This window comes from Streptococcus mitis (genome assembly GCF_001074635.1).
GTDB lineage: Bacteria > Bacillota > Bacilli > Lactobacillales > Streptococcaceae > Streptococcus > Streptococcus mitis_E.
This window is the reverse complement of the sequence record NZ_JUQO01000079.1, coordinates 21,175-45,293: the sequence shown is the minus strand read 5'-3', so window position 1 is coordinate 45,293 and position 24,119 is coordinate 21,175. Positions and strand designations below refer to the sequence as shown.

General features: G+C 41.8%; 24 protein-coding genes. All 24 read left to right on the top strand.

Going from position 1 to position 24,119, the window contains the following annotated elements:
* Positions 1-204: 204 nt before the first annotated feature.
* The 24 genes from ADI58_RS03465 (at position 205) to ADI58_RS03350 (ending at position 24,119) form a co-directional block, all read left to right on the top strand.
* Positions 205-660, top strand: a complete 456-nt coding sequence (locus ADI58_RS03465; protein WP_049521473.1) for a hypothetical protein — start codon at positions 205-207, stop codon at positions 658-660.
* Positions 661-929: 269 nt separating this feature from the next.
* Positions 930-2,024: a cystathionine gamma-synthase gene (locus ADI58_RS03460; protein WP_049521472.1), complete on the top strand. Its 1,095-nt coding sequence runs from the start codon at positions 930-932 to the stop codon at positions 2,022-2,024.
* Between the two features lie 7 nt (positions 2,025-2,031).
* Positions 2,032-3,198, top strand: coding sequence for a PatB family C-S lyase (locus tag ADI58_RS03455; protein WP_049521471.1), 1,167 nt, complete (start codon positions 2,032-2,034; stop codon positions 3,196-3,198).
* A gap of 92 nt (positions 3,199-3,290) precedes the next feature.
* Positions 3,291-6,389: a pilus expression-regulating Snf2 family helicase gene (locus ADI58_RS03450; RefSeq protein ID WP_049521470.1), complete on the top strand. Its 3,099-nt coding sequence runs from the start codon at positions 3,291-3,293 to the stop codon at positions 6,387-6,389.
* A gap of 47 nt (positions 6,390-6,436) precedes the next feature.
* Positions 6,437-7,054 carry a divisome accessory protein ZapJ gene (gene zapJ / locus ADI58_RS03445; protein ID WP_049521469.1) on the top strand — a complete coding sequence of 206 codons (618 nt, stop codon included), beginning with the start codon at positions 6,437-6,439 and terminating at the stop codon, positions 7,052-7,054.
* 10 nt (positions 7,055-7,064) lie between these two features.
* Complete coding sequence (gene murC, locus ADI58_RS03440) at positions 7,065-8,399, top strand: UDP-N-acetylmuramate--L-alanine ligase (RefSeq protein WP_049521468.1); 1,335 nt, start codon at positions 7,065-7,067, stop codon at positions 8,397-8,399.
* Between the two features lie 9 nt (positions 8,400-8,408).
* Positions 8,409-8,870: a GNAT family N-acetyltransferase gene (locus ADI58_RS03435; RefSeq protein ID WP_049521467.1), complete on the top strand. Its 462-nt coding sequence runs from the start codon at positions 8,409-8,411 to the stop codon at positions 8,868-8,870.
* Positions 8,867-9,361: a GNAT family N-acetyltransferase gene (locus ADI58_RS03430; protein ID WP_049521466.1), complete on the top strand. Its 495-nt coding sequence runs from the start codon at positions 8,867-8,869 to the stop codon at positions 9,359-9,361. The genes ADI58_RS03435 and ADI58_RS03430 overlap by 4 nt, the downstream gene beginning before the upstream one ends.
* An 80-nt stretch (positions 9,362-9,441) precedes the next feature.
* On the top strand, positions 9,442-11,121 hold the full coding sequence (mltG, locus tag ADI58_RS03425; protein ID WP_049521465.1) for an endolytic transglycosylase MltG: 1,680 nt from the start codon (positions 9,442-9,444) through the stop codon (positions 11,119-11,121).
* Between the two features lie 61 nt (positions 11,122-11,182).
* Positions 11,183-11,665: a transcription elongation factor GreA gene (gene greA, locus ADI58_RS03420; protein WP_049521464.1), complete on the top strand. Its 483-nt coding sequence runs from the start codon at positions 11,183-11,185 to the stop codon at positions 11,663-11,665.
* 74 nt (positions 11,666-11,739) lie between these two features.
* Positions 11,740-13,104 (top strand): amino acid permease, encoded by a 1,365-nt coding sequence (locus ADI58_RS03415; protein WP_049521463.1) that lies wholly within the window; start codon positions 11,740-11,742, stop codon positions 13,102-13,104.
* A 97-nt stretch (positions 13,105-13,201) separates the two neighbouring features.
* Entirely contained in the window at positions 13,202-13,612 is a 411-nt protein-coding gene (locus ADI58_RS03410; RefSeq protein ID WP_080982449.1) for a GNAT family N-acetyltransferase, read from the top strand.
* Positions 13,613-13,964: 352 nt separating this feature from the next.
* The gene (locus ADI58_RS03405; RefSeq protein WP_001107502.1) at positions 13,965-14,174 is read left to right on the top strand and encodes a helix-turn-helix transcriptional regulator; all 210 of its coding nucleotides are present in this window, start codon (positions 13,965-13,967) and stop codon (positions 14,172-14,174) included.
* Positions 14,164-14,637 (top strand): DUF6773 family protein, encoded by a 474-nt coding sequence (locus ADI58_RS03400; protein ID WP_049521462.1) that lies wholly within the window; start codon positions 14,164-14,166, stop codon positions 14,635-14,637. Before ADI58_RS03405 ends, ADI58_RS03400 begins: the two co-directional genes overlap by 11 nt.
* On the top strand, positions 14,627-15,115 hold the full coding sequence (locus ADI58_RS03395) for a DUF6773 family protein (protein ID WP_049521461.1): 489 nt from the start codon (positions 14,627-14,629) through the stop codon (positions 15,113-15,115). The genes ADI58_RS03400 and ADI58_RS03395 overlap by 11 nt, the downstream gene beginning before the upstream one ends.
* A 115-nt stretch (positions 15,116-15,230) precedes the next feature.
* Positions 15,231-16,691, top strand: a complete 1,461-nt coding sequence (locus ADI58_RS03390; protein ID WP_049521460.1) for a nicotinate phosphoribosyltransferase — start codon at positions 15,231-15,233, stop codon at positions 16,689-16,691.
* Positions 16,688-17,512 carry an ammonia-dependent NAD(+) synthetase gene (nadE, locus tag ADI58_RS03385; RefSeq protein WP_049521459.1) on the top strand — a complete coding sequence of 275 codons (825 nt, stop codon included), beginning with the start codon at positions 16,688-16,690 and terminating at the stop codon, positions 17,510-17,512. Before ADI58_RS03390 ends, nadE begins: the two co-directional genes overlap by 4 nt.
* 308 nt (positions 17,513-17,820) lie before the next feature.
* Positions 17,821-18,369, top strand: coding sequence for a GNAT family N-acetyltransferase (locus tag ADI58_RS03380; RefSeq protein WP_049521458.1), 549 nt, complete (start codon positions 17,821-17,823; stop codon positions 18,367-18,369).
* 166 nt (positions 18,370-18,535) lie between these two features.
* Positions 18,536-19,246 (top strand): thiol-disulfide oxidoreductase-associated membrane protein CcdA2, encoded by a 711-nt coding sequence (gene ccdA2 / locus ADI58_RS03375; RefSeq protein WP_049521457.1) that lies wholly within the window; start codon positions 18,536-18,538, stop codon positions 19,244-19,246.
* A 13-nt stretch (positions 19,247-19,259) separates the two neighbouring features.
* The gene (locus ADI58_RS03370) at positions 19,260-19,823 is read left to right on the top strand and encodes a redoxin family protein (protein ID WP_049521456.1); all 564 of its coding nucleotides are present in this window, start codon (positions 19,260-19,262) and stop codon (positions 19,821-19,823) included.
* Between the two features lie 9 nt (positions 19,824-19,832).
* Positions 19,833-20,945: a peptide-methionine (R)-S-oxide reductase MsrB gene (msrB, locus tag ADI58_RS03365; RefSeq protein WP_049521455.1), complete on the top strand. Its 1,113-nt coding sequence runs from the start codon at positions 19,833-19,835 to the stop codon at positions 20,943-20,945.
* Positions 20,946-21,015: 70 nt separating this feature from the next.
* Positions 21,016-21,753: a response regulator transcription factor gene (locus tag ADI58_RS03360; RefSeq protein WP_049521454.1), complete on the top strand. Its 738-nt coding sequence runs from the start codon at positions 21,016-21,018 to the stop codon at positions 21,751-21,753.
* Positions 21,750-23,441: a cache domain-containing sensor histidine kinase gene (locus ADI58_RS03355; protein ID WP_049521453.1), complete on the top strand. Its 1,692-nt coding sequence runs from the start codon at positions 21,750-21,752 to the stop codon at positions 23,439-23,441. The genes ADI58_RS03360 and ADI58_RS03355 overlap by 4 nt, the downstream gene beginning before the upstream one ends.
* Positions 23,442-23,555: 114 nt before the next feature.
* Positions 23,556-24,119, top strand: a complete 564-nt coding sequence (locus tag ADI58_RS03350) for a TIGR01440 family protein (RefSeq protein WP_049521452.1) — start codon at positions 23,556-23,558, stop codon at positions 24,117-24,119.

The following is a 24,119-nucleotide window of genomic DNA, read 5'->3' as shown; positions in this document are numbered from 1 at the left end:
GTTATAATGAATATAACAAAAACATGAGGAACTATTTTCGAAAGTCTCTTCCAGCGTTAATGGAAGTATGCACATGTTAGGATGATTTTATAGGAGGGATGCTGTCTACTAAAAAAGTAAGATAAAACGTAACAAATGATAAGTTCTTCGTTTATGTGAAGAGTTCTTATCTGCCTATTTACTAATCGTTATGGAGGTATCATCATGGTCGCTATTATGGAGTTTGCAACAGAAAAACAGATTGCATCATTTCTTTCAACTTGTCGCATTGAAGGGCAAAAGAATTTTCTGATGGCTTTCAAGAAAAAGACATTGTTGAAATCCTTTATTGATTTTTTCATTATAGGAGGTAGTTACTATGTTCAGTCGAGTGTGAAGCCTAAGATTCTGGCATTCACACCTAAGGGAATCTACTTGATGGACATTAGTGATGTAACAGAAAATCATTCTAATCAAGTCGTAGAGATGCCTTGGAATCAAGTTCAAGATTTTACTTATAAGCCAGTCTTGAATACAGTTAGGCTGAATTGGAACTATCAAAATGAAGACTATATTTTTTCCGTGGATGTCGGTCAGATTGGTCAGCATGTGGGCAAATACCAATTTAACAAAGACCATTATGACTATTTAGCCCAACAGGATTTCTTTCAGTCAAAGTAAACTCTAGCAATCATTTTCACAAAAGAATCTGGAAGCTTTTCTGGATTCTTTTTAGCTTTACTAGCTAATACTCAATGAAAATCGAAGAGCAAACTAGGAAGCTAGCCGCAAGCTGTACTTGAGTACGGTAAGGCTACGCTGACGTGGTTTGAAGAGATTTTCGAAGAGTATAAGTCTATAGTTTTAAACTATAACTAGCTCTTGAAAAGAAGAAAATGAGTTGATGAAAATAAGTGGTACAATAGTTACTATAGATTTGGAGGTATTGTATGAGCAAGGAATTACACATCAACACAATTTTGGCCCAGGCGGGTATTAAGTCAGATAAAGCGACAGGTGCTTTGGTGACACCGCTTCATTTTTCAACGACCTATCAGCATCCAGAGTTTGGTAAATCTACTGGATTTGACTATACGCGCACTAAAAACCCAACTCGCAGTAAGGCGGAAGAAGTCTTGGCGGCTATTGAGTCAGCAGACTATGCCCTAGCGACTAGCTCAGGTATGTCAGCTATTGTACTGGCCTTTAGTGTCTTCCCAGTAGGAAGTAAGGTTTTGGCTGTCCGTGACCTTTACGGTGGTTCTTTCCGCTGGTTCAATCAAGTGGAGCAGGAAGGCCGTTTCCATTTTACCTATGCCAATACAGAAGAAGAGTTGATTGCCGAGTTAGAAAAGGACGTGGATGTTCTCTATATCGAAACCCCAACCAATCCCTTGATGTTGGAATTTGATATCGAAAAACTAGCAAAATTAGCTCATGCTAAGGGTGCCAAAGTGGTGGTGGACAATACCTTCTACAGCCCTATCTACCAACGTCCGATTGAAGATGGAGCAGATATCGTTCTTCATTCAGCAACCAAGTATCTAGCAGGGCACAATGATGTCTTGGCTGGAGTGGTTGTGACCAATAGTTTAGAACTATACGAGAAGCTATTTTACAATCTCAATACGACAGGGGCAGTCTTGTCTCCATTTGACAGTTATCAATTGATTCGTGGTCTCAAGACCTTGTCTCTTCGTATGGAGCGCTCAACAGCTAACGCCCAAGAAGTGGTCGCCTTTTTGAAGGATTCTCCAGCAGTTAAGGAAGTTCTCTATACTGGGCGTGGAGGTATGATTTCCTTTAAAGTAGCCGATGAAACACGCATTCCTCATATTTTGAACAGTCTCAAGGTCTTCTCTTTTGCGGAAAGTTTGGGTGGAGTGGAAAGTCTTATTACTTATCCAACGACACAAACTCACGCTGATATTCCAGCAGAAGTGCGTCATTCTTACGGTTTGACAGATGACCTCTTGCGTTTGTCTATTGGGATTGAGGATGCTAGAGATTTGATTGCAGATTTGCGCCAAGCATTAGAAGGATAAGACAAAGATGGGAAAATATGATTTTACAAGCCTATCCAATCGTTTAGGGCACCATACCTATAAATGGAAAGAAGCAGAAACGGATAGTGAAGTCCTACCAGCTTGGATAGCGGATATGGACTTTGTAGTCTTGCCTGAAATCCGCCAAGCTGTGCAGACTTACGCAGACCAACTGGTTTATGGCTATACTTATGCCAGTGAAGAGTTAATTAAGGAAGTTCAAAAGTGGGAAGCCACACAACACGGTTACCACTTTGACAAAGAGGCTCTTGTCTTTATCGAGGGTGTGGTACCAGCCATCTCAACAGCTATTCAAGCCTTTACAAAAGAAGGCGAAGCGGTTTTGATTAACACACCTGTCTACCCACCTTTTGCTCGCAGTGTCAGATTGAACAACCGTAGATTAATTATCAATTCTTTGGTGGAAAAGGATGGTCTGTTTGAGATTGACTTTGACCGACTTGAAAAGGATTTGGTGGAAGAGGATGTCAAACTTTATATTCTTTGCAACCCTCACAATCCTGGTGGACGTGTTTGGGAAAAGGAAGTGTTGGAGAAGATTGGCCAACTCTGCCAAAAACACGGTGTTTTCTTGGTTTCGGATGAGATTCACCAAGATTTGGCCCTCTTTGGTCACAAGCATCATTCCTTCAATACCATCAATCCTGACTTTAAAGAATTTGCTATCGTCTTGAGCAGTGCCACTAAAACCTTTAATATTGCTGGGACAAAAAATTCCTATGCAGTCATTGAAAATCCTAAGTTGAGAGTGGCTTACCAGAAACGCCAGTTGGCCAATAACCAGCATGAAATTTCAGGCTTGGGTTATTTGGCGACAGAAGCTGCCTATCGATACGGTAAAGATTGGTTAGAGGAACTCAAGCAAGTCTTTGAAGACCACATCAATTATGTGGTGGAACTATTTGGAAAAGAGACTAAAATCAAGGTCATGAAACCGCAAGGAACCTACTTGATTTGGCTTGATTTTTCAGCCTATGACCTGACTGATGAAAAATTACAAGAGCTTTTGAGAAATGAAGCCAAGGTTATCCTCAACCGTGGTTTGGATTTTGGAGAGGAAGGAAGTCTCCATGCCCGCCTCAATATAGCCATGCCTAAATCCCTGCTGCAAGAAGTTTGTCAGCGGATTGTGACGACTTTTGCTAAACTTTAAAAATCCAGCCTTCTAGGAGAAAAGTCTTCCTAGGAGGCTATTTTCATAGGGGAAAATATGGTATAATAAAAAGATAAGGTAAAGGTAAAAATATGGCTAAATTGATTCCGGGGAAAGTCCGTATCGAAGGCGTTGCCCTTTATGAAACTGGTAAGGTTGATATCATCAAGGAAAAGAACAATCGGCTCTACGCTCGCGTTGCAGAAGAAGAACTGCGCTATAGTTTAGAGGATGATTTGGTTTTTTGTGCCTGCGATTTTTTCCAAAAGAGGGGCTACTGTGTGCATTTGGCAGCTCTGGAGCATTTTCTGAAAAATGATGAGTGTGGTCAGGAAATCTTGCAAAGTTTGGAAGAAGGTCATGAGGAAAAAGAGGCCGTTGAAACCAAGGTGACCTTGGGTGGCAAATTTTTAGAACGAATCTTGTCTCCAAAATCAGAACGCGCCTATGAATTGTCGGCTGTGGGGCAGGTGGAAGTAGGAACCAATCATATCTTGTGGACGCTGAGAATCGGCCAAATCAATAGCCAAAAATACTACGTCATTCGGGATATCCCACTCTTTTTAAAAGTTGTCGAGAAGAGAAAGCCTTATATGATTGGGAAAACCTATGAGGAATCCTTGTCTTGGGAATCCTTTGATGAGGCTAGTCAAGAACTTCTGACTTTCTTGCGCGGACTAATGGAGGAAGGACTGGTTCCAGACCTCTTTTTCCAAAACCAAGGTCGGCACCTCTTTTTTCCTCTGACTTTTTTTGAGCAGGGTGTGAATTTACTGATGACCTTGCCCCATTTTCAATTTGACCATCAAGTGGATAGCTATCAGACCCTACTTTTTCAGGATTTGCATGCTGATGCTAATCTATTTGCCTTTACAGTAACAGAATACTCGGATTATTTTGAAATGGAAATCAGTGAGAGTTCTAGGGTCAATGTCTTTTATCAGGGAGCTGTGCTTTTCCATAAAGGACAGGTTTATTTTCTAAGAGACCAGCAGATGCGTCTTCTCAAGGAAATTAAAGCGCTACCTGTGGATCAACATGGAAAGAAACACCTGCAATTTGATAGCAGTGACCGCGATAAGTTGGCTTCCTGTCTAACGCTCTTTGGCCAGATGGGGACCATCTCAGCTCCAGAACGTTTACAAATCAAAACCTTTACGCCCTCTTTTTACTTTGACAGGGAAGAGGACAATCGGATTCGTTTAGAAATTCAGTTTGATTATGGGGATAGACAGGTGTCTAGCCGACAAGAGCTAGAAGAATTGCCATTTTCGAGTGATGCTGACTTAGAAGAAAGAATTTTCCAAGTCTGTTTGGTAGCTGGATTTGAATCAGACTTTCAATCTTGGCGTCAGGCTTTAAAAGCGGAGTCTGTCTATCATTTCTTCCATGAAATCATTCCAGGCTTTGAAAAACTCGGGAATGTTGACCTATCAGACAAGTTAGAAGAACTCTATAACCTAGCGAGTCCCCAAGTGCAGATTGCTTCCAAGGGAGGTCTCTTGGAAATTCAGTTTGATTTTCAAGATATTGCCCAGAAGGAAATCGACCAAGCCATGCAGGCCTTGGTTGCCAATCAAGATTTTTACATTGGTTCGTCTAATCAAGTCTACTTTTTTGATGAAGAAACCAAGAAAATTCGCCAAAATTTACAGGAACTGGGGCAATTTGAATTTAAAGATGGCTCCTTACAGGCTCGGAAATCCTTGGCCTACAGTTTAGCCCATTTCTTTGAAGGGCGAGACCGTGTTTCTTTTTCACAAGAATTTCAGAATCTGGCTCATGATTTGACGCATCCAGAGGACTTCCCTCGACAAGCAACTCGGGTTCAGGCTGATTTGCGAGATTATCAGGAAAAGGGAATCGGCTGGCTGCAAATGCTCCATCATTATGGTTTTGGTGGGATTTTGGCTGATGATATGGGATTGGGGAAAACTCTCCAGACTATTGCTTTTCTGACCAGCCAAGTGACAAAAGAAAGTCGAGTCTTGATTTTAGCTCCGTCAGGTTTGATCTATAACTGGGCAGATGAATTTCAAAAATTTGCCCCACAGTTGGATGTGGCTGTTGTTCATGGTTTAAAAGCTAGTCGTGAAGAGATTCTTGCCGAAAGCCATCAAATCTATGTGACGAGCTATGCTACCTTCCGTCAGGACAGTGAGCTTTATCAAGGGATGGCCTTTGACTTCCTTTTCTTAGATGAAGCTCAGGTCATGAAAAATGCCCAGACCAAGATAGCCCAGACCTTGAGACAATTTGTGGTGCCGTCGGTCTTTGCCTTGTCAGGGACTCCGATTGAAAATCATCTGGGGGAGTTGTGGTCTATTTTCCAAATCGTCATGCCGGGACTCCTGCCAAGCAAGAAAGAATTTATGAAATTGCCAGCCGAGCGTGTGGCTCAGTTTATCAAGCCTTTCGTTATGAGGCGAAAGAAAGAAGAAGTTCTGACTGAATTACCAGACTTGATTGAAGTAGTTTATAAGAATGAACTGGAAGACCAGCAAAAGGCTATTTACCTAGCCCAGTTGCAACAGATGCGAGACCGTTTAGCTCAGGTGTCAGATCAGGAATTTCAGCGTAGTCGAGTGGAAATCTTGTCTGGTTTGATGCGCTTGCGTCAAATCTGTGACACTCCTGCCCTCTTTATGGAAGATTATCAGGGAGCCAGTGGCAAACTGGATAGTCTTCGTGACCTGTTGGTACAGGTAGCAGACGGCGGACACCGTGTCTTGATTTTCTCGCAGTTCAAGGGAATGCTGGAGAAAATTGAACAAGAACTGCCAGATTTGGGCATGACATCTTTTAAAATTACAGGTTCAACCCCAGCTAAGGAAAGACAAGACATGACCAAGGCCTTTAATCAAGGGGAAAGAGATGCTTTTCTGATTTCCCTCAAGGCTGGTGGTGTCGGTCTGAACCTGACAGGTGCTGATACCGTTATCTTGGTTGACCTTTGGTGGAATCCTGCGGTGGAAGCGCAAGCCATTAGCCGTGCCCATCGGATGGGGCAGGAAGAAACGGTTGAGGTCTATCGCTTGGTAACCAAGGGAACCATTGAAGAAAAAATTCAGGAACTCCAAGAACAAAAGAAACATCTGGTGTCACAAGTATTGGACGGCACAGAGTCACGTGGCAGTCTGACCCTAGCAGAAATTAGAGAAATTTTGGGAATTTCTGAAGTCAGCACTTGAAAAATCAAGACAATACGCTATAATGAAGTGTTGAAAGGAAATAGAAAATGAAACAAGAACGATTTCCATTGGTGTCAGATGACGAGGTCATGTTGACTGAAATGCCAGTCATGAATCTCTATGATGAGTCTGATCTGATCAGTAATATCAAGGGTGAGTATCGAGATAAAAATTATTTAGAATGGGCTCCTATTGCTGAAGAAACACCAGTCAAACCGATTGAAAAGCCAGTAGAGAAACCTAAAAAGGCTCCTTTAGGGGTTAAAAAAGAAGGAAAGAGCTATGCGGAGGTGGCGCGTGAAGAAGCGCGTGCGGATTTGAAAAAGAAACGCTCGGCAAGCTATCTTACTAAGGACATTACTCCTACAAGACGCCATTCTCAGCCAAGTCTAGTTAGACAGGGAAATCAACCTACCGCGCCTTTCCAAAAGGAAAATCCTGGTGAATTTGTCAAATATAGTCAAAAATTGACCCAGTCTCATTATATCTTGGCGGAAGAAGTTCATTCTATCCCTACCAAGAATGAAGAAGTGTCAGCACCTGCTCCAAAGAAAAACAACTATGATTTTCTAAAGAAGAGCCAAATCTACAATAAAAAAAGTAAACAAACAGAACAAGAACGTCGGGTTGCCCAAGAGTTGAATCTGACCAGAATTACAGAATAGGGGAGGAAACATGTCAAAGACATATCATTTTATCGGAATTAAGGGATCAGGGATGAGTGCCTTGGCCTTGATGTTGCACCAAATGGGGCATAAGGTACAGGGATCAGATGTTGAAAAGTACTACTTTACTCAACGTGGTCTTGAGCAGGCAGGAATTACTATTCTTCCTTTTGATGAAAAGAATCTAGACGGTGATATGGAAATTATCGCTGGAAATGCCTTTCGTCCGGATAACAACGTCGAAATTGCCTATGCGGACCAAAGTGGCATCAGCTACAAACGTTATCATGAGTTTCTAGGTAGCTTTATGCGTGACTTTGTCAGCATGGGAGTTGCTGGAGCACACGGAAAAACTTCAACGACAGGTATGTTGTCTCATGTCTTGTCTCACATTACAGATACTAGCTTCTTGATTGGAGATGGTACAGGTCGTGGTTCGGCTAATGCCAAATATTTTGTCTTTGAATCTGACGAATATGAGCGTCACTTCATGCCTTACCACCCAGAATACTCGATCATCACCAACATTGACTTTGACCATCCAGATTATTTCACAAGTCTAGAAGATGTTTTCAATGCCTTTAACGACTATGCCAAACAAATTACCAAGGGTCTTTTTGTCTATGGTGAAGATGCAGAATTGCGTAAAATTACGTCTGATGCACCAATTTATTATTATGGTTTTGAAGCAGAAGGTAATGACTTTGTCGCTAGTGATCTTCTTCGTTCTACAACTGGTTCAACCTTCACAGTTCACTTTCGTGGACAAGAATTGGGTCAATTCCACATCCCAACCTTTGGTCGTCACAATATCATGAATGCAACAGCCGTTATCGGATTGCTTTACACAGCAGGATTTGATTTGAACTTGGTGCGTGAACACTTGAAAACATTTGCAGGTGTTAAGCGTCGTTTCACTGAGAAAATTGTCAATGATACAGTAATTATCGATGACTTTGCCCACCATCCAACAGAAATTATCGCAACCTTGGATGCAGCTCGTCAGAAATACCCAAGCAAGGAAATTGTAGCAGTCTTCCAACCTCATACTTTTACAAGAACCATTGCCTTGTTGGACGACTTTGCTCGCGCTTTGAACCAAGCAGATGCTGTTTACCTAGCGCAAATTTATGGATCTGCTCGTGAGGTAGACCATGGTGATGTTAAGGTAGAAGACCTAGCCAATAAAATTAATAAAAAACACCAAGTGATTACAGTTGAAAATGTTTCTCCACTCCTAGACCACGACAATGCTGTCTATGTCTTTATGGGAGCAGGAGATATCCAAACCTATGAGTATTCATTCGAGCGTCTCTTGTCTAATTTGACAAGCAATGTTCAATAGGATGTTCTCATGGAAATTCCAATTAAGATCATTCAGGCAAGTAAGTCTGATTTGGCTGAGATAGAGACACTTCAGGCTTTATCTTTTCCAGCTGAAAAGCAGCAACCTTCCCATATCTTAGAAGAAAGTATCCGTAAGTGTGCGGATACCTTTCTTCTAGCTAGGGATGAAAATCAACTTTTAGGCTATATTCTATCAAGTCCCCAGTCAGACAATCCGCAATGTCTAGAAATACATTCTTTAGTCATTGATACTGACCATCAGAGACAGGGCTTGGGAACGCTTCTTCTTGCAGCCTTGAAAGAGGTGGCAGTTGAGCTGGATTACAAAGGGATTCGTTTGAAGAGTCCTGATGAGCTGCTTTCCTATTTTGAAATGAACGGTTTTATTGATGAAGAAACTTCTCTTTATGAAACTAGCCAGGGTTTTAGTATGATTTGGTTTAATCCCTTTTATCTGGAGGCAAAATGAAAATCAGACAAGCAAAATTAGAAGATTTGGATCGTATCGTCGAGATTGAACTAGAGAATTTTTCAGTCGAAGAAGCCATTCCTCGCTCTGTCTTTGAAGTGCATTTGCGAGAAATACAGACCTCTTTTCTGGTTGCAGAAAAAGAAGGTAGAATCATGGGTTATATCGAAGGGCCAGTTGGCCCCCACCGCCATCTGCAAGATCAGTCTTTTACAGAAGAGATAGAAGATTATAGTCATGAGCCTGGTGGCTATATCTCTGTGACCTGTCTGTCTATTGCCAAGGAGGCACAGGGCCTCGGACTGAGTCAGAAATTGCTAACAGCCTTGAAAGAAGTTGCTCTTGAAGATGAGAGAGATGGCATTAACCTAACCTGTCATGACTATCTCATCGCCTACTATGAAAAGCATGGATTTGTCAATGAAGGCTTGTCCCAGTCAACCTTTGCAGGGGAAATCTGGCATGATATGGTCTGGGAAACGAAAAAATAAGCTAGGAAAAGTATCATAGGTTGCTTTTCTTGGACTTTTAAGATATAATATTATGGATTGTCAACAAGGAGGAAAAACTTTTGAGTGAAAAGTCAAGAGAAGAAGAGAAATTAAGCTTTAAAGAGCAAATTCTGAGAGATTTAGAAAAAGTAAAACGCTATGATGAAGTTCTGAAAGAAGATGAGGCAGTAGTTTCTACTCCTGCAAATGAACCTTCAGCTGAAGAACTCATGGCTGATTCCTTGTCAACGGTAGAGGAGATTATGAGAAAAGCTCCTGCTGCACCTACTCACCCAAGTCAAGATGTACCAGCTTCTCCAGCAGATGACCTTCAAAGAGAAACTCCTGCCGTCCCAACCCATCCAAGTCAAGATGTGCCTTCTTCTCCAGCAGAAGAAAGTGGCTCAAGACCAGAACCAGGTCCTGTTAGACCTAGCAAAGTTGAAAGAGAATACAATGAAACCCCAACAAGGGTAGCTGTTTCCTATAAGACAGCAGAAGCAGAGAAAAAAGAAGAACAAGCACGTCCAGAAACACCGACGCCTGCTAAAGAAACAGTGGATATCATCAGCGATACACCACGTCGTAGCCGTAGAGAAGGAGCGAAACCCGTTAAGCCGAAGAAAGAGAAAAAATCTGGCTTCAAGGCCTTCTTCATTTCTCTACTGATTTTCCTTACCTTGATTTCGGCAGGTGGTTACTTCGGTTATCAGTATGTTCAGTCATCTTTACAGCCTGTTGACGCTGATTCTAAGCAATATGTAACGGTTCAAATCCCAGAAGGCTCTAATGTTCAAGAAATCGGTAAGACACTTGAAGATGCCGGCTTGATTAAACACGGTCTAGTTTTTAGCTTGTATGCTAAGTACAAAAACTATGCTGATTTGAAATCAGGTTACTATAATTTGCAAAAGAGCATGAGTACAGAAGATATCATCCACGAACTACAAAAAGGTGGAACAGCTGAAGCTCAAGAACCTGTCCTTGCGACTTTGACAATTCCAGAAGGTTATACGATTGATCAAATGGCACAAGCTGTAGGTCAATTGCAAGGTGACTTCAAAGAGCCTTTAACAGCGGATGCCTTTCTGGCAAAAGTTCAAGATGAGAACTTTATCAGTCAAGAAGTTGCCAAATATCCGAGTCTACTTGAAAGCTTGCCTACAAAAGAGAGTGGAGCTCGCTACCGTTTGGAAGGTTTCCTCTTCCCAGCGACCTATTCTATCAAGGAAAGCACAACTATTGAAAGCTTGATTGATGAGATGTTGGCAGCTATGGACAAGACTTTGGCACCTCATTACAGTACGATTAAGTCTAAGAATTTGACGGTCAATGAATTGTTGACGATTGCTTCTCTTGTCGAAAAAGAAGGAGCTAAGACTGACGATCGTAAGTTGATTGCAGGTGTCTTCTACAATCGTTTGAATCTTGGTATGCCTTTACAAAGTAATATTGCTATTCTCTATGCTGAAGGAAAACTTGGTCAGAAGATTAGTCTTGCTGATGATACTGAAATTGATACAACCATCAATTCTCCGTATAATGTTTATACAAACCAAGGTCTGATGCCTGGACCAGTAGATAGTCCAAGCGCGGATGCTATTGAATCAAGTATCAATCAAACTAAGAGTGATAACTTATTCTTTGTCGCAGATGTTACAGATGGCAAGGTATACTTCGCTACGAACAGGGCAGATCATGATCAAAATGTTGCACAACACATCAATAATAAATTAACACAATCAAGTAGTTCAAACTAAAATTATGTGGTTTTCCACATAATTTTGTTTTAAAAAATAAAGTAAAAGAAAGTTGAGAAAAATGGCAGAAAAAACATATCCTATGACTCTTGAGGAAAAGGAAAAACTTGAAAAAGAATTAGAAGAATTGAAATTGGTTCGCCGTCCAGAAGTGGTAGAACGTATTAAGATTGCTCGTTCATACGGTGACCTTTCAGAAAACAGTGAATACGAAGCAGCTAAGGATGAACAAGCTTTTGTCGAAGGACAAATCTCTAGCTTGGAAACAAAAATCCGTTATGCTGAAATCGTCAATAGCGACTCAGTTGCCGATGATGAAGTGGCGATTGGAAAAACAGTCACTATCCAAGAAATTGGTGAGGACGAGGAAGAAGTTTATATTATCGTAGGTTCAGCGGGTGCGGATGCCTTTGCAGGTAAGGTTTCAAATGAAAGCCCAATTGGACAAGCCTTGATTGGCAAGAAAACAGGTGATACAGCAACCATTGAAACACCTGTTGGTAGCTATGATGTAAAAATCTTAAAGGTTGAAAAAACAGTCTAAAAACAAAAAAAGGAGTGGGGAGGCTGTGCGCTTCACTCACTCCTTTTTCCATTTTTAATTGAATTGGAGACGATATGAGTTCAAAGAAGAAAAAAAATAAGATGGAGCGTGGTCTGACCAATCGTCACGTGCAGGTTATGGCCATTGCGGGAACAATTGGAACAGGACTCTTTTTGGGAGCAGGTCGCTCTATCAGCTTAACAGGTCCTTCCATTGTACTGATTTATATGATTACTGGAGCCTTTATGTTCCTCATGATGCGTGCGGTTGGGGAAATGCTCTACCAAGACCCTGAGCAACATACCTTTATCAACTTTATCACGCGTCATTTGGGTAAGGGCTGGGGTTATTTCTCGGTTTGGTCTTATTGGCTATCCGTTGTCTTTATCGGTATGGCAGAAATAACTGCTATCTCTCACTATGTTCAGTTCTGGTTCCCTAGCTGGCCAAGTTGGATGATTGAGATTGGATTTTTGACCATTCTAGCCTTGGTCAATCTGATCGCGGTGAAGCTCTTTGGGGAAGTTGAGTTTTGGTTTGCTATGGTTAAGATTGTGGCTATTTTAGCCATGATTGCCACAGGAGTCTTTATGGTCTTGACTGGCTTTAAGACACCTCATGGAGTAGCAAGTTTGGCCAATATCACCGACAGTTTCTCCCTCTTCCCTAATGGTGGAGTGAACTTTGTCATGGCCTTCCAGATGGTTTTCTTTGCCTACCTCATGATTGAGTTTATCGGGGTAACAACTTCTGAAACTAAAAATCCACGTCAGGTCTTGCCAAAAGCCGTTAAGGAAATTCCTTTGCGTATCGTCTTTTTCTATGGTGGAGCTCTCTTGGCCATTATGTCCATTATTCCGTGGCGTGAACTGGCTTCGGCTGATTCACCTTTTGTTACAGTATTTGAATTGGCAGGTATCAAGTGGGCAGCGGCCTTGATTAACTTTGTCGTCTTGACGTCAGCAGCATCTGCTCTTAACTCAACACTCTATTCAACAGGTCGCCATTTGTACCAGATTGCCCATGATTCGCCAAATCCATTCTTAAAGGCTATTAAGGCAGATACGCTTTCTCGTCATAACGTGCCACAAAATGCCATCATTGCTTCAGCGGTTTTGATTGCCCTAGCAGCATTTATCAACGTCTTGCCAGGAGTTTCGGATGCCTTTGCCTTGATTACGGCATCATCATCAGGTGTCTATATCGCCATTTATATCTTGATTATGGTGGCTCACCTTAAATACCGCAAGTCACCAGACTTTATGGCAGATGGCTATCTTATGCCCCATTATCGTTTCCTAAATCCTTTAACCATGCTCTTCTTTGCCTTTGTCTTTGTAACCCTCTTTCTACAAGAGTCTACATTTGTAGGAGCAATTGGATCAGCTATCTGGATTATCGGTTTTGGGATTTACAGCCAGTGGAAATTTAGAAAATAGATTAAGGACTCATCAACTCAGGTTGGTGAGTTTTCTAGTTTGACAGTCTATTGAAATAGGACTATAATCAAGCTGTAATCGTTTCGAGGAGGTTTAGATGTACTTTAGATTGGAAAACAAGGAGTCTCAGAAAGCGCAAGAAATAGGGAATCTGATTCGTGCTTATAATCGCTCCAAAAGAGAAGAGGCTGAAAGTGAGCCACTTAATCTTTATGTCGAAGATGAAAAGGGCAATCTCCTGGCAGGTTTGATAGCAGAGACTTTTGGAAATTGGCTAGAAATCGAGTATTTATTTGTAAAAGAGGAACTGAGAGGGCAAGGAATCGGTTCAAAACTATTGCAGCAAGCAGAAACTGAAGCTAAGAATCGAAACTGTCGTTTTGCTTTTGTCAATACTTACCAGTTTCAAGCTCCTGATTTTTATAAAAGGCATGACTACAAGGAAGTCTTTAGGTTACAAGACTATCCCTACATTGGGCAAAGATATTATTACCAAAAGGATTTGTAAGGAGAATATGAAAGCATAAATCAAAGAGGGGGGGCTTGACATAAGTATGAAGTAGATTCTCGATAAATACCAGTTAAATCCTACAAGTTGTGTCTTTCTAGGTGATATTTAGGACAATACAATTGCATCTGAGAAATTGGGAATCAAGTCTTATCAGGTTAAGAAAAGAAGTGATGTCGTTGATATTTTGAAATCCTATATTTAAAGGCAACGCTCTCTATTTTTTGTAGTAGAGAGTTTTTTTGTTAATAAAATCTTACAAAATGACACATATATATTGCATTAAGTTAGATATATGGTATAATGTTTTTAAAAGAAGCGCAACTTTTTAAGAATGTGAAGGAGGACGCTAGTGGCTAAAAATTTAAAATTAAAATTAGCTCGGGTGGAGCGTGATTTAACACAAGGGGATTTGGCAGAAGCTGTGGGCGTTACTAGGCAGACTATAGGCTTGATTGAAGCTGGGAAATACAATCCTAGTCTCTCCCTCTGCCAGTCCATTTGCAGATGCTTAGGAAAAACATTAGACCAACTATTTTGGGAGGAAGAAGATGAAAAATAGAAAAAAACTTGTGATCAAAGATGAACGTACAGAAAAATTGGATGGAAAGATTTCAGGAGAAATTCTTTTGGGAATGTGCCTATTTTTGGCACTGGAAATTTTTGCCAAAGTTTATATTTTTAATTTAACGCTTCTATCCTATTCACCAGAATTACTTTTATTGATTGGAGTAGGTTTGTATGCCATTATTCGCCGCATGTATGTAGGAATTGATATTCGAGATATTGTTGAGAATACTGGAAAAGAAAGAATTTTATCTGCTTTGGGATTTTCTATAGTGATTTTATTGATTGATATCATAGGCAATCGCGAGGAACTGGTCAGTCTATTGACTTGGAAGTACTCCCTAAAAGTGGTTCTAGCAGTTATCATCTATCTCGTTGGGAGTTATTCTATGGATAGAGTTATCCTATACTTGAATCGCAGAAATCAGCAAGTTTGGGAGGAAGAAGATGAAAAATAGATTTTTTTATTATCAATTACTAGACGAAAGAGAAGAACAACTGATCAATAAAGCGGGGGCTGAAAGTTTCAATATCTCTATAGCTTTCTTGCTTTTATCTTATATGATTGCAGTATTAGCACCAAGTCTTTTTAATTCTAATATGCTGCTCATCGTTATCATCATAGGGACATTTTACTTTTTTAACCGTGCTCGAAATCTCGGAGTGACCTATTATAGCCGATTTCATTTTACGATTTTGGGATGCTTACTAGTGACTCTTGCAATTACAGCCATCTTGATGTTCCAGAACTACCAGTTCAATATTGAGATTTATCAGCATAATCCTTTGAACGTTAAATATCTATCTGCTTGGGCAATTACTTATGTCATTTACCTTCCCTGGGTCTTTATTGGCAATCTTGGTCTGAAGAGCTATGGTGAATGGGCTCAGAAAAAGTTTGAACAAGAAATGGATGAACTGGAGAGTGGTGAATAGCTTGTTACTCTTTTCTCAATCCAGCTAAAATGTGATATAATAGTACTAATTTATTGGAATACATGAAAGTTCTTGAAAATTTTCATGGGTTTCTAGCTAAGAAAGTAGGAAAAGTATGTATCCAGATGATAGTTTGACATTGCACACGGACTTGTACCAGATTAACATGATGCAGGTTTACTTTGACCAAGGAATTCACAATAAAAAGGCGGTCTTTGAGGTTTATTTCCGCCAACAGCCTTTTAAGAACGGCTATGCAGTTTTTGCAGGTTTGGAAAGAATTGTGAGCTATCTTGAAGACTTGCGTTTTTCAGATAGTGATATTGCCTATTTGGAGTCGCTAGGTTATCATGGGGCATTCTTGGACTACCTCCGCAATTTCAAGTTGGAGTTGACCGTTCGTTCTGCCCAAGAAGGGGATTTGGTATTTGCTAATGAGCCTATTGTGCAGGTGGAAGGTCCTCTAGCCCAATGTCAATTGGTCGAAACGGCTCTTTTGAACATCGTCAACTACCAGACCTTGGTGGCGACTAAGGCAGCTCGTATTCGTTCAGTCATTGAAGATGAACCTTTAATGGAGTTTGGGACACGTCGAGCTCAAGAAATGGATGCGGCCATCTGGGGAACACGCGCGGCGGTGATTGGTGGAGCCAATGGAACCAGCAACGTGCGTGCTGGTAAACTCTTTAATATTCCTGTTTTGGGGACCCATGCCCATGCCTTGGTACAGGTTTATGGTAACGACTATGAAGCTTTCAAGGCTTATGCTGCGACCCACAAAAATTGTGTCTTTCTTGTGGATACCTATGACACTCTTCGTATCGGTGTACCGGCGGCCATTCAGGTGGCGCGTGAGCTGGGTGACCAGATTAACTTTATGGGTGTTCGGATTGACTCTGGGGATATCGCCTACATTTCCAAGAAAGTCCGTCAGCAACTGGACGAGGCTGGATTTACAGAGGCTAAGATTTATGCTTCTAATGATTTGGACGAAAATACTATCCTCAACCTCAAGATGCAAAAGGCCAAGATTGATATCTGGGGTGTGGGAACCAAGCTGATTACAGCCTATGATCAGCCAGCTCTTGGGGCAGTTTATAAGATTGTTGCAATTGAAGATGAAAATGGGAACATGCGCAATACGATTAAGCTGTCAAATAATGCTGAAAAAGTGTCTACGCCAGGTAAGAAGCAGGTGTGGCGCATTACCAGTCGTGAAAAAGGCAAGTCAGAAGGAGACTATATCACTTATGATGGCGTAGATGTTACCAGCATGACAGAAATCAAGATGTTCCATCCGACCTATACTTACATCAAGAAGACCGTTCGTAATTTTGATGCCGTTCCTCTCTTAGTGGATATCTTCAAAGACGGAAAATTGATTTACAACCTGCCTAGCTTGACTGAGATTCAGGATTATGCTCGTAAGGAATTCGACAAGCTTTGGGATGAGTACAAGCGCGTGCTCAATCCTCAGCATTATCCAGTGGATTTGGCGCGTGATGTATGGCAAGACAAGATGGACTTGATTGACAAGATGCGCAAGGAAGCCCTTGGTGAAGGAGAAGAAGAATGAGTTTGCAAGAAACGATTATCCAAGAACTGGGCGTCAAACCAGTGATTGATGCCCAAGAAGAAATCCGTCGTTCCATTGATTTCTTAAAAAGATATTTGAAAAAACATCCTTTCCTAAAAACCTTTGTACTAGGGATTTCTGGAGGACAAGACTCAACCTTGGCAGGACGCTTGGCCCAATTAGCTATGGAAGAACTGCGAGCAGAAACAGGAGATGACAACTACAAATTTATCGCTGTCCGCCTGCCATACGGAGTACAAGCTGATGAAGCAGATGCTCAAAAAGCCCTAGCCTTTATCCAGCCAGATGTCAGCTTGGTGGTTAATATTAAGGAATCAGCTGACGCCATGACAGCTGCAGTTGAAGCGACAGGAAGCCCTGTTTCAGACTTCAACAAGGGGAATATCAAGGCTCGTTGCCGTATGATTGCCCAATATGCCCTTGCAGGTGCCCATAGTGGAGCGGTTATTGGGACAGACCATGCTGCGGAAAATATCACAGGTTTCTTTACCAAGTTTGGTGACGGTGGTGCGGATATTCTCCCTCTTTACCGCCTCAATAAGCGCCAAGGAAAACAACTCTTGCAGGAACTTGGTGCAGACCCAGCCCTTTATGAAAAAATTCCAACAGCAGACCTAGAAGAAGACAAACCAGGCCTAGCTGACGAAGTCGCTCTTGGAGTCACTTATGAAGAGATTGATGACTACCTAGAAGGCAAAACAATCAGCCCAGAAGCCCAAGCGACTATTGAAAATTGGTGGCACAAAGGCCAACATAAACGCCACCTACCAATCACCGTATTTGATGACTTTTGGGAGTAAAAAGGTCCGGGGGACCTTTTTAGCTTCTTGCCCTGAAACTCGAGAGCAGGAATAACCTCCAGTGGAGGTTTTTACCCTGAGCCTAGAAATAAGAAAGCGAAGAAGGTCCGGGGGACCTTTTTAGCTTCTTGCCTAGAAACTGGGAAGCAAGAATAACCTCCAGTGGACCTTTTTAGCCCGAGCATGGAAACAGGTAAGCGAGGAAGGCCCGAGAGACCTTTTTAGCTTATTACCTTGAAATTAAAAAGCAAAGTAAATTTAAATTGAGGTTGGGCAGAGAATCATCTATCAGAAAGCGAGGTAGCGTCATGAAAGCAATCGGTACGCAAATATTACAGACAGATCGTTTAATCTTACGAAGATTTGTGGAAAGTGATGCAGAAGCCATGTTTCAGAATTGGGCTTCATCCGCTGAGAATCTGACCTATGTCACCTGGGATCCTCATTCTGATGTCGAGGTGACTCGAAACTCGATTCGTAATTGGGTTGTTTCCTATGCTAATCCCAACTATTACAAATGGGCCATTTGTCTCAAAGAAAACCCGGAGCAGGTGATAGGAGATATCAGCATCGTTGCAATAGATGAGAACGATTTTTCTTGTGAAATTGGCTATGTGCTAGGCAAGGCTTACTGGGGTCATGGTATGATGACAGAGGCCTTGAAAGCTGTCTTGGACTTTTGTTTTACTCAAGCAGGTTTTCAAAATGTTAGAGCACGATATGCTAGTCTCAATCCAGCTTCAGGTCGTGTCATGGAGAAGGCTGGAATGTCCTATCTAAAGACTATTACCAATGGTGTAGAGAGAAAAGGCTATCTTGCGGACCTTGTTTATTATCAGATAAGTAGGGAAGACTAGTGAATTTTCTTTTCAGTTTCCATCCAAGTCAGACTGTGTCTGGCTTTTTTTGCAACATTTTTTACATAATCTGATTAAATTCCTATTTTTCCCTATCATTGTCCCTGTTTTTTCTGGAGTTTCGGGACTATAATAGTCCTATCAAATCAAAGAATGGAGGAAGGCAATGGATACGATTATCTTTTTTATCAGTGTTTTTCTTGCTGGAATTCTTTCCTTCTTTTCTCCTTGTATTTTACCCTTGTTACCAGTCTATGCGGGGGTTTTACTTGATGACAAAGATGGTGCTCAGGCTTCTAGCGGAAAATTTTCAATCTCACTTGTTAGTCTATTGCGAACTTTGGCCTTTATAGCAGGGATTTCCTTTGTTTTTATCTTACTAGGCTATGGTGCTGGTTTTTTAGGAGACCTTTTGTATGCCTCTTGGTTTCAGTATGTGACGGGTGTGGTTATCATTCTCTTGGGCTTGCACCAGATGGAAGTCTTACATTTGAAGGGACTCTACAAGGAAAGAAGGCTACAACTACAGAGACAGGGGCAAAAGGGTAAGGGCTATAGTCAGGCATTTTTACTGGGGTTGACCTTCAGTTTTGCTTGGACGCCATGTGTAGGACCGGTTCTGGGCTCTGTTTTAGCCTTGGCGGCTTCAGGTGGTTCAGGTGCTTGGCAGGGAGCTGCTCTCATGTTGATTTACACGCTGGGTTTGGCGCTACCATTTTTGGTTTTAGCTCTAGCCTCCAGCTATGTTTTGAAACATTTCCGAAAGCTCCATCCTTATCTCGGAACCTTCAAAAAAGTGGGTGGTTTCCTCATTATCGTGATGGGAATCTTGGTGCTTTTGGGAAATGCTTCCATTTTGACTACATTATTTGAATAGAGAGGAAAAAGAAATGAAAAAATGGCAAACATGTCTCCTTGGAGTAGGCTCAATCTGTTGTTTGGCAGCCTGTTCGGCTAAAAATATGTCAGACGAATCTACTATGAAGGAGCAAACAAAAACAGAACAAGTCAGTTCGCAAACTGCCACCAAGGGTCAGGCGGTTGCTGATTTTGAACTGACAGGAGTAGATGGCAAGACCTACCGCTTGTCTGATTACAAGGGCAAGAAAGTCTATCTCAAATTCTGGGCTTCTTGGTGTTCCATCTGTCTAGCCAGTCTTCCAGATACGGATGAAATTGCTAAAAATGCTGGTGATGATTATGTGGTCTTGACAGTGGTGTCTCCTGGACACAAGGGGGAACAAGCAGAAGCTGACTTCAAGAACTGGTACAAGGGCTTGGATTATAAAAATTTCCCAGTTCTAATTGACCCGTCAGGCAAACTTTTGGAAAGTTATGGTGTCCGTTCTTACCCAACTCAAGCTTTTATAGACAAGGAAGGAAAACTGGTCAAAACGCAACCAGGTTTTATGGATAAGGATATGATTTTAAAGACATTGAAAGAAATGGGGTAGAGAAAGGTCATGAATGATAAAGTAAAATTGTTTGTCTTGGCAGGGATTTTTTTCCTAGCCATAAGCGGTTTCTATTTTCTATTGATGCGAAATGCAGGGCAGACAGATAGCTCGCAAATTGAGAAAGCATCAGTTAGCCAAGGAGGAAAAACAGTGAAAAAAACAGAAGTGAGTAAAGATGCAGATTTGCATGAAATTTATCTAGCTGGAGGATGTTTCTGGGGAGTGGAGGAATACTTCTCACGAGTGCCTGGAGTGACAGATGCCGTATCAGGCTATGCAAATGGTAGAGGGGAAACAACCAAGTACGAATTGATTAATCAAACAGGGCATGCGGAGACTGTCCATGTCACCTATGATGCCAAACAAATTTCCCTCAAGGAAATCCTACTTCATTACTTCCGCATTATCAATCCAACTAGCAAAAATAAACAAGGAAATGATGTGGGAACCCAGTACCGTACTGGTGTTTATTACACAGATGACAAGGATTTAGAGGTGATTAACCAAGTCTTTGATGAGGTGGCTAAGAGATACGACCAACCTCTAGCAGTTGAAAAGGAACCCTTGAAAAATTTTGTAGTGGCTGAGGATTACCACCAAGACTATCTCAAGAAAAATCCAAATGGCTACTGCCATATCAATGTCAATCAGGCGGCCTATCCCGTCATTGATGCTAGCAAATATCCAAAACCAAGTGATGAGGAATTGAAAAAGACCTTGTCATCTGAGGAGTATGCAGTTACCCAGAAAAATCAAACAGAACGGGCTTTTTCAAACCGCTACTGGGATAAATTTGAATCCGGTATCTATGTGGATGTGGCAACTGGCGAACCCCTCTTTTCATCAAAGGACAAGTTTGAGTCTGGTTGTGGCTGGCCTAGTTTCACCCAACCCATCAGCCCCGATGTTGCTACCTACAAGGAAGATAAGTCCTACAATATGACACGCATGGAAGTGCGGAGCCGAGTTGGAGATTCTCACCTTGGCCATGTCTTTACGGACGGCCCACAGGACAAGGGTGGCTTGCGCTACTGTATCAATAGTCTCTCTATCCGCTTTATTCCCAAAGATCAAATGGAAGAAAAAGGCTATGCTTATTTACTAGATTATGTTGATTAAGAAGTCTTTCCTAAGCAGTTAGAGGAGAATTTTGCTATACTGATACTAGTAAGTGACCAAGGAGAGAAGCATGACCTACACAATCTTAATCGTAGAGGATGAATATCTAGTAAGACAAGGCTTGACTAAACTGGTCAATGTAGCAGCCTACGATATGGAAATCATCGGTCAGGCTGAAAATGGAAGGCAGGCTTGGGAATTGATTCAAAAGCAGGTGCCAGATATTATTTTAACCGATATCAATATGCCTCAGCTAAATGGCATCCAGTTGGCCAGTCTGGTCCGAGAAACCTTTCCTCAGGTGCATCTAGTTTTTTTGACGGGCTACGATGATTTTGATTATGCCTTGTCTGCTGTCAAACTCGGTGTGGATGACTACCTACTCAAACCCTTTTCTCGTCAGGATATTGAGGAAATGCTGGGTAAAATCAAGCAAAAGCTGGATAAGGAAGAGAAAGAAGAGCAGTTACAAGATTTATTGACCGATAAGTTTGAAGGAAACATGGCCCAGAAAATCCAGTCCCATCTGGCTGATAGCCAGTTTAGTTTGAAGTCTTTGGCCAGTGACTTGGGCTTTAGTCCGACTTATCTGAGCTCCTTGATTAAGAAAGAGTTGGGCTTGCCTTTTCAGGATTATCTGGTACGAGAGCGTGTCAAACAAGCCAAACTCTTACTCTTGACTACAGATTTAAAGATTTATGAGATAGCCGAAAAGGTTGGTTTTGAAGATATGAACTATTTTACCCAACGCTTTAAACAGATTGCAGGTGTGACACCTCGTCAGTTTAAGAAGGGAGAAGGTCGATGAAACGTTCTTCTCTCCTAGTCAGAATGGTTATTTCCATCTTTCTGGTCTTTCTCATCCTCCTGGCTCTGGTTGGGACTTTCTATTATCAATCTAGTTCCTCAGCCATTGAGGCTAGCATTGAGGGCAATAGCCAAACGACAATTAGCCAAACTAGCCACTTTATCCAGTCTTATATCAAAAAATTAGAAACCACCTCTACGAGTTTGACCCAGCAGACGGAAGTCCTAGCCTATGCTGATAATCCCAGTCAAGACAAGGTCAAGGGAATTCGAGATTTATTTTTGACTATCTTAAAGGCAGACCAGGACTTGAAAACTGTTGTGCTGGTGACCAAATCAGGTCAGGTCATTTCTACAGATGACAGTGTGCAGATGAAAACTTCTTCTGATATGATGGCTGAGGATTGGTACCAAAAGGCTATTCATCAGGGGGCTAAGCAAGTTTTAACACCAGCTCGTAAATCAGATACTCAGTGGGTCATTTCTGTCACTCAAGAACTTGTTGATGCAAAGGGAGCCAATCTGGGTGTGCTTCGTTTGGATATTTCCTACGAAACTCTGGAAGCCTATCTTAACCAACTTCAGTTGGGTCAGCAGGGTTTTGCCTTTATCATCAATGAAAACCATGAATTTGTCTACCATCCTCAACACACAGTTTATAGTTCATCTAGCGAAATGGAGGCTATGAAACCCTATATTGAGACAGGTCAGGGCTATACTCCTGACCACAAATCCTACGTCAGTCAGGAACAGATTGCTGGAACTGATTGGACGGTGCTTGGAGTTTCTTCGTTGGAAAAATTATCTCAAGTTCGGAGTCAGTTATTGTGGACCTTGCTTGGGGCCAGTGTGACCTCTCTTCTTGCCTGTCTCTGCTTGGTTTGGCTTAGTCTTAAACGCTGGATTGCTCCTTTGAAGAATTTGAGAGAAACCATGCTGGAAATTGCTTCTGGTACTCAAAATCTGCGTGCTAAGGAGGCTGGTGCCTATGAACTGAGAGAAGTGACTCGCCAGTTCAATGCCATGTTGGATCAGATTGATCAGCTGATGGCAGATGTGCGCAAGCAGGAAGAAACGACTCGTCAGTATGAACTTCAAGCCTTGTCGAGCCAGATTAACCCCCATTTCCTCTACAATACCTTGGACACCATCATCTGGATGGCTGAGTTTCAGGATAGTCAGCGGGTGGTTCAGGTGACCAAGTCCTTGGCAACCTATTTCCGCTTGGCGCTCAATCAAGGCAAGGACTTGATTTGTCTCTCTGACGAAATCAATCATGTCCGCCAGTATCTCTTTATCCAGAAACAACGCTATGGAGATAAGCTGGAATACGAGATTGCTGAAAATCCTGTCTTTGATCATCTAGTCTTGCCCAAGTTGGTGTTACAGCCCTTGGTAGAAAATGCTCTTTACCATGGCATCAAGGAGAAGGAAGGTCAAGGACATATTAGAGTTTCTGTCCAGAAACAGGATTCGGTATTGGTCATCCTCATTGAGGATGATGGCGTTGGCTTCCAAGTTGCTGGCGATAGTAGTCAGAGTCAGCTCAAACGTGGGGGAGTTGGTCTTCAAAATGTTGATCAACGACTCAAACTTCATTTTGGAGAAGATTACCAAATGAAGATCGATTCTATTCCCTCAAAAGGGACGACAGTTGAAATATACATAAATAGAATAGAAATTAACTAACTCCCAGTCAATTCTGGGAGTTTTATGCAGGTTGGAGTAAGATTTTCAGGTTGTCTATCTTGCTAAAAACAAGAAAAAACGATATGATAGATAGTGATAAAAGAGGTATCAAGTATGAAGGAAAAAGACATTCAAAGAGAGACAAGCCAGATTGTAGAAGATGTATTGGAAAAGGCCAATTTGAAGCAAGGATCCATCTTTGTTTTGGGCCTCTCTTCTAGTGAGGTGATAGGTGGTCAGATTGGCAAGGAATCCAGCCAAGAAATTGGGGAAATCATTGTGAAGACCATTCTAGATATCCTAGAGGAAAAAGGAATTCATCTAGCTGTTCAAGGTTGTGAACATGTCAATCGGGCTCTCGTTGTTGAACGTCAGGTTGCAGAGCAGTTTGGTCTGGAAATCGTCAGTGTCCTTCCTACTCTTCATGCAGGAGGTTCGGGTCAATTGGCAGCCTTCAAGTTTATGCAGGATCCAGTTGAGGTTGAATTTATCAAGGCCCATGCTGGATTGGATATTGGAGACACTGCAATTGGCATGCATGTCAAGCATGTTCAGGTTCCGATTCGCCCTCTTTTGAGAGAGATTGGGCATGCCCATGTAACGGCGTTGGCTAGTCGTCCAAAATTAATTGGAGGTGCGCGTGCGCACTATCCGCAAGATTCTATTAGAAAGTCGTGA

What these genes read in the sequence shown, in the direction of transcription:
- ADI58_RS03390 (WP_049521460.1), top strand. Translation starts at nt 15,231, where the DNA reads ATGTATCCAGATGATAGTTTGACATTGCACACGGACTTGTACCAGATT.
- ADI58_RS03455 (WP_049521471.1), top strand. Translation starts at nt 2,032, where the DNA reads ATGGGAAAATATGATTTTACAAGCCTATCCAATCGTTTAGGGCACCAT.
- ADI58_RS03360 (WP_049521454.1), top strand. Translation starts at nt 21,016, where the DNA reads ATGACCTACACAATCTTAATCGTAGAGGATGAATATCTAGTAAGACAA.
- ADI58_RS03460 (WP_049521472.1), top strand. Translation starts at nt 930, where the DNA reads ATGAGCAAGGAATTACACATCAACACAATTTTGGCCCAGGCGGGTATT.
- ADI58_RS03450 (WP_049521470.1), top strand. Translation starts at nt 3,291, where the DNA reads ATGGCTAAATTGATTCCGGGGAAAGTCCGTATCGAAGGCGTTGCCCTT.
- ADI58_RS03400 (WP_049521462.1), top strand. Translation starts at nt 14,164, where the DNA reads ATGAAAAATAGAAAAAAACTTGTGATCAAAGATGAACGTACAGAAAAA.
- ADI58_RS03350 (WP_049521452.1), top strand. Translation starts at nt 23,556, where the DNA reads ATGAAGGAAAAAGACATTCAAAGAGAGACAAGCCAGATTGTAGAAGAT.
- ADI58_RS03415 (WP_049521463.1), top strand. Translation starts at nt 11,740, where the DNA reads ATGAGTTCAAAGAAGAAAAAAAATAAGATGGAGCGTGGTCTGACCAAT.
- ADI58_RS03380 (WP_049521458.1), top strand. Translation starts at nt 17,821, where the DNA reads ATGAAAGCAATCGGTACGCAAATATTACAGACAGATCGTTTAATCTTA.
- ADI58_RS03355 (WP_049521453.1), top strand. Translation starts at nt 21,750, where the DNA reads ATGAAACGTTCTTCTCTCCTAGTCAGAATGGTTATTTCCATCTTTCTG.
- ADI58_RS03410 (WP_080982449.1), top strand. Translation starts at nt 13,202, where the DNA reads ATGTACTTTAGATTGGAAAACAAGGAGTCTCAGAAAGCGCAAGAAATA.
- ADI58_RS03395 (WP_049521461.1), top strand. Translation starts at nt 14,627, where the DNA reads ATGAAAAATAGATTTTTTTATTATCAATTACTAGACGAAAGAGAAGAA.
- greA (WP_049521464.1), top strand. Translation starts at nt 11,183, where the DNA reads ATGGCAGAAAAAACATATCCTATGACTCTTGAGGAAAAGGAAAAACTT.
- ccdA2 (WP_049521457.1), top strand. Translation starts at nt 18,536, where the DNA reads ATGGATACGATTATCTTTTTTATCAGTGTTTTTCTTGCTGGAATTCTT.
- msrB (WP_049521455.1), top strand. Translation starts at nt 19,833, where the DNA reads ATGAATGATAAAGTAAAATTGTTTGTCTTGGCAGGGATTTTTTTCCTA.
- ADI58_RS03370 (WP_049521456.1), top strand. Translation starts at nt 19,260, where the DNA reads ATGAAAAAATGGCAAACATGTCTCCTTGGAGTAGGCTCAATCTGTTGT.
- ADI58_RS03430 (WP_049521466.1), top strand. Translation starts at nt 8,867, where the DNA reads ATGAAAATCAGACAAGCAAAATTAGAAGATTTGGATCGTATCGTCGAG.
- murC (WP_049521468.1), top strand. Translation starts at nt 7,065, where the DNA reads ATGTCAAAGACATATCATTTTATCGGAATTAAGGGATCAGGGATGAGT.
- ADI58_RS03435 (WP_049521467.1), top strand. Translation starts at nt 8,409, where the DNA reads ATGGAAATTCCAATTAAGATCATTCAGGCAAGTAAGTCTGATTTGGCT.
- ADI58_RS03465 (WP_049521473.1), top strand. Translation starts at nt 205, where the DNA reads ATGGTCGCTATTATGGAGTTTGCAACAGAAAAACAGATTGCATCATTT.
- zapJ (WP_049521469.1), top strand. Translation starts at nt 6,437, where the DNA reads ATGAAACAAGAACGATTTCCATTGGTGTCAGATGACGAGGTCATGTTG.
- nadE (WP_049521459.1), top strand. Translation starts at nt 16,688, where the DNA reads ATGAGTTTGCAAGAAACGATTATCCAAGAACTGGGCGTCAAACCAGTG.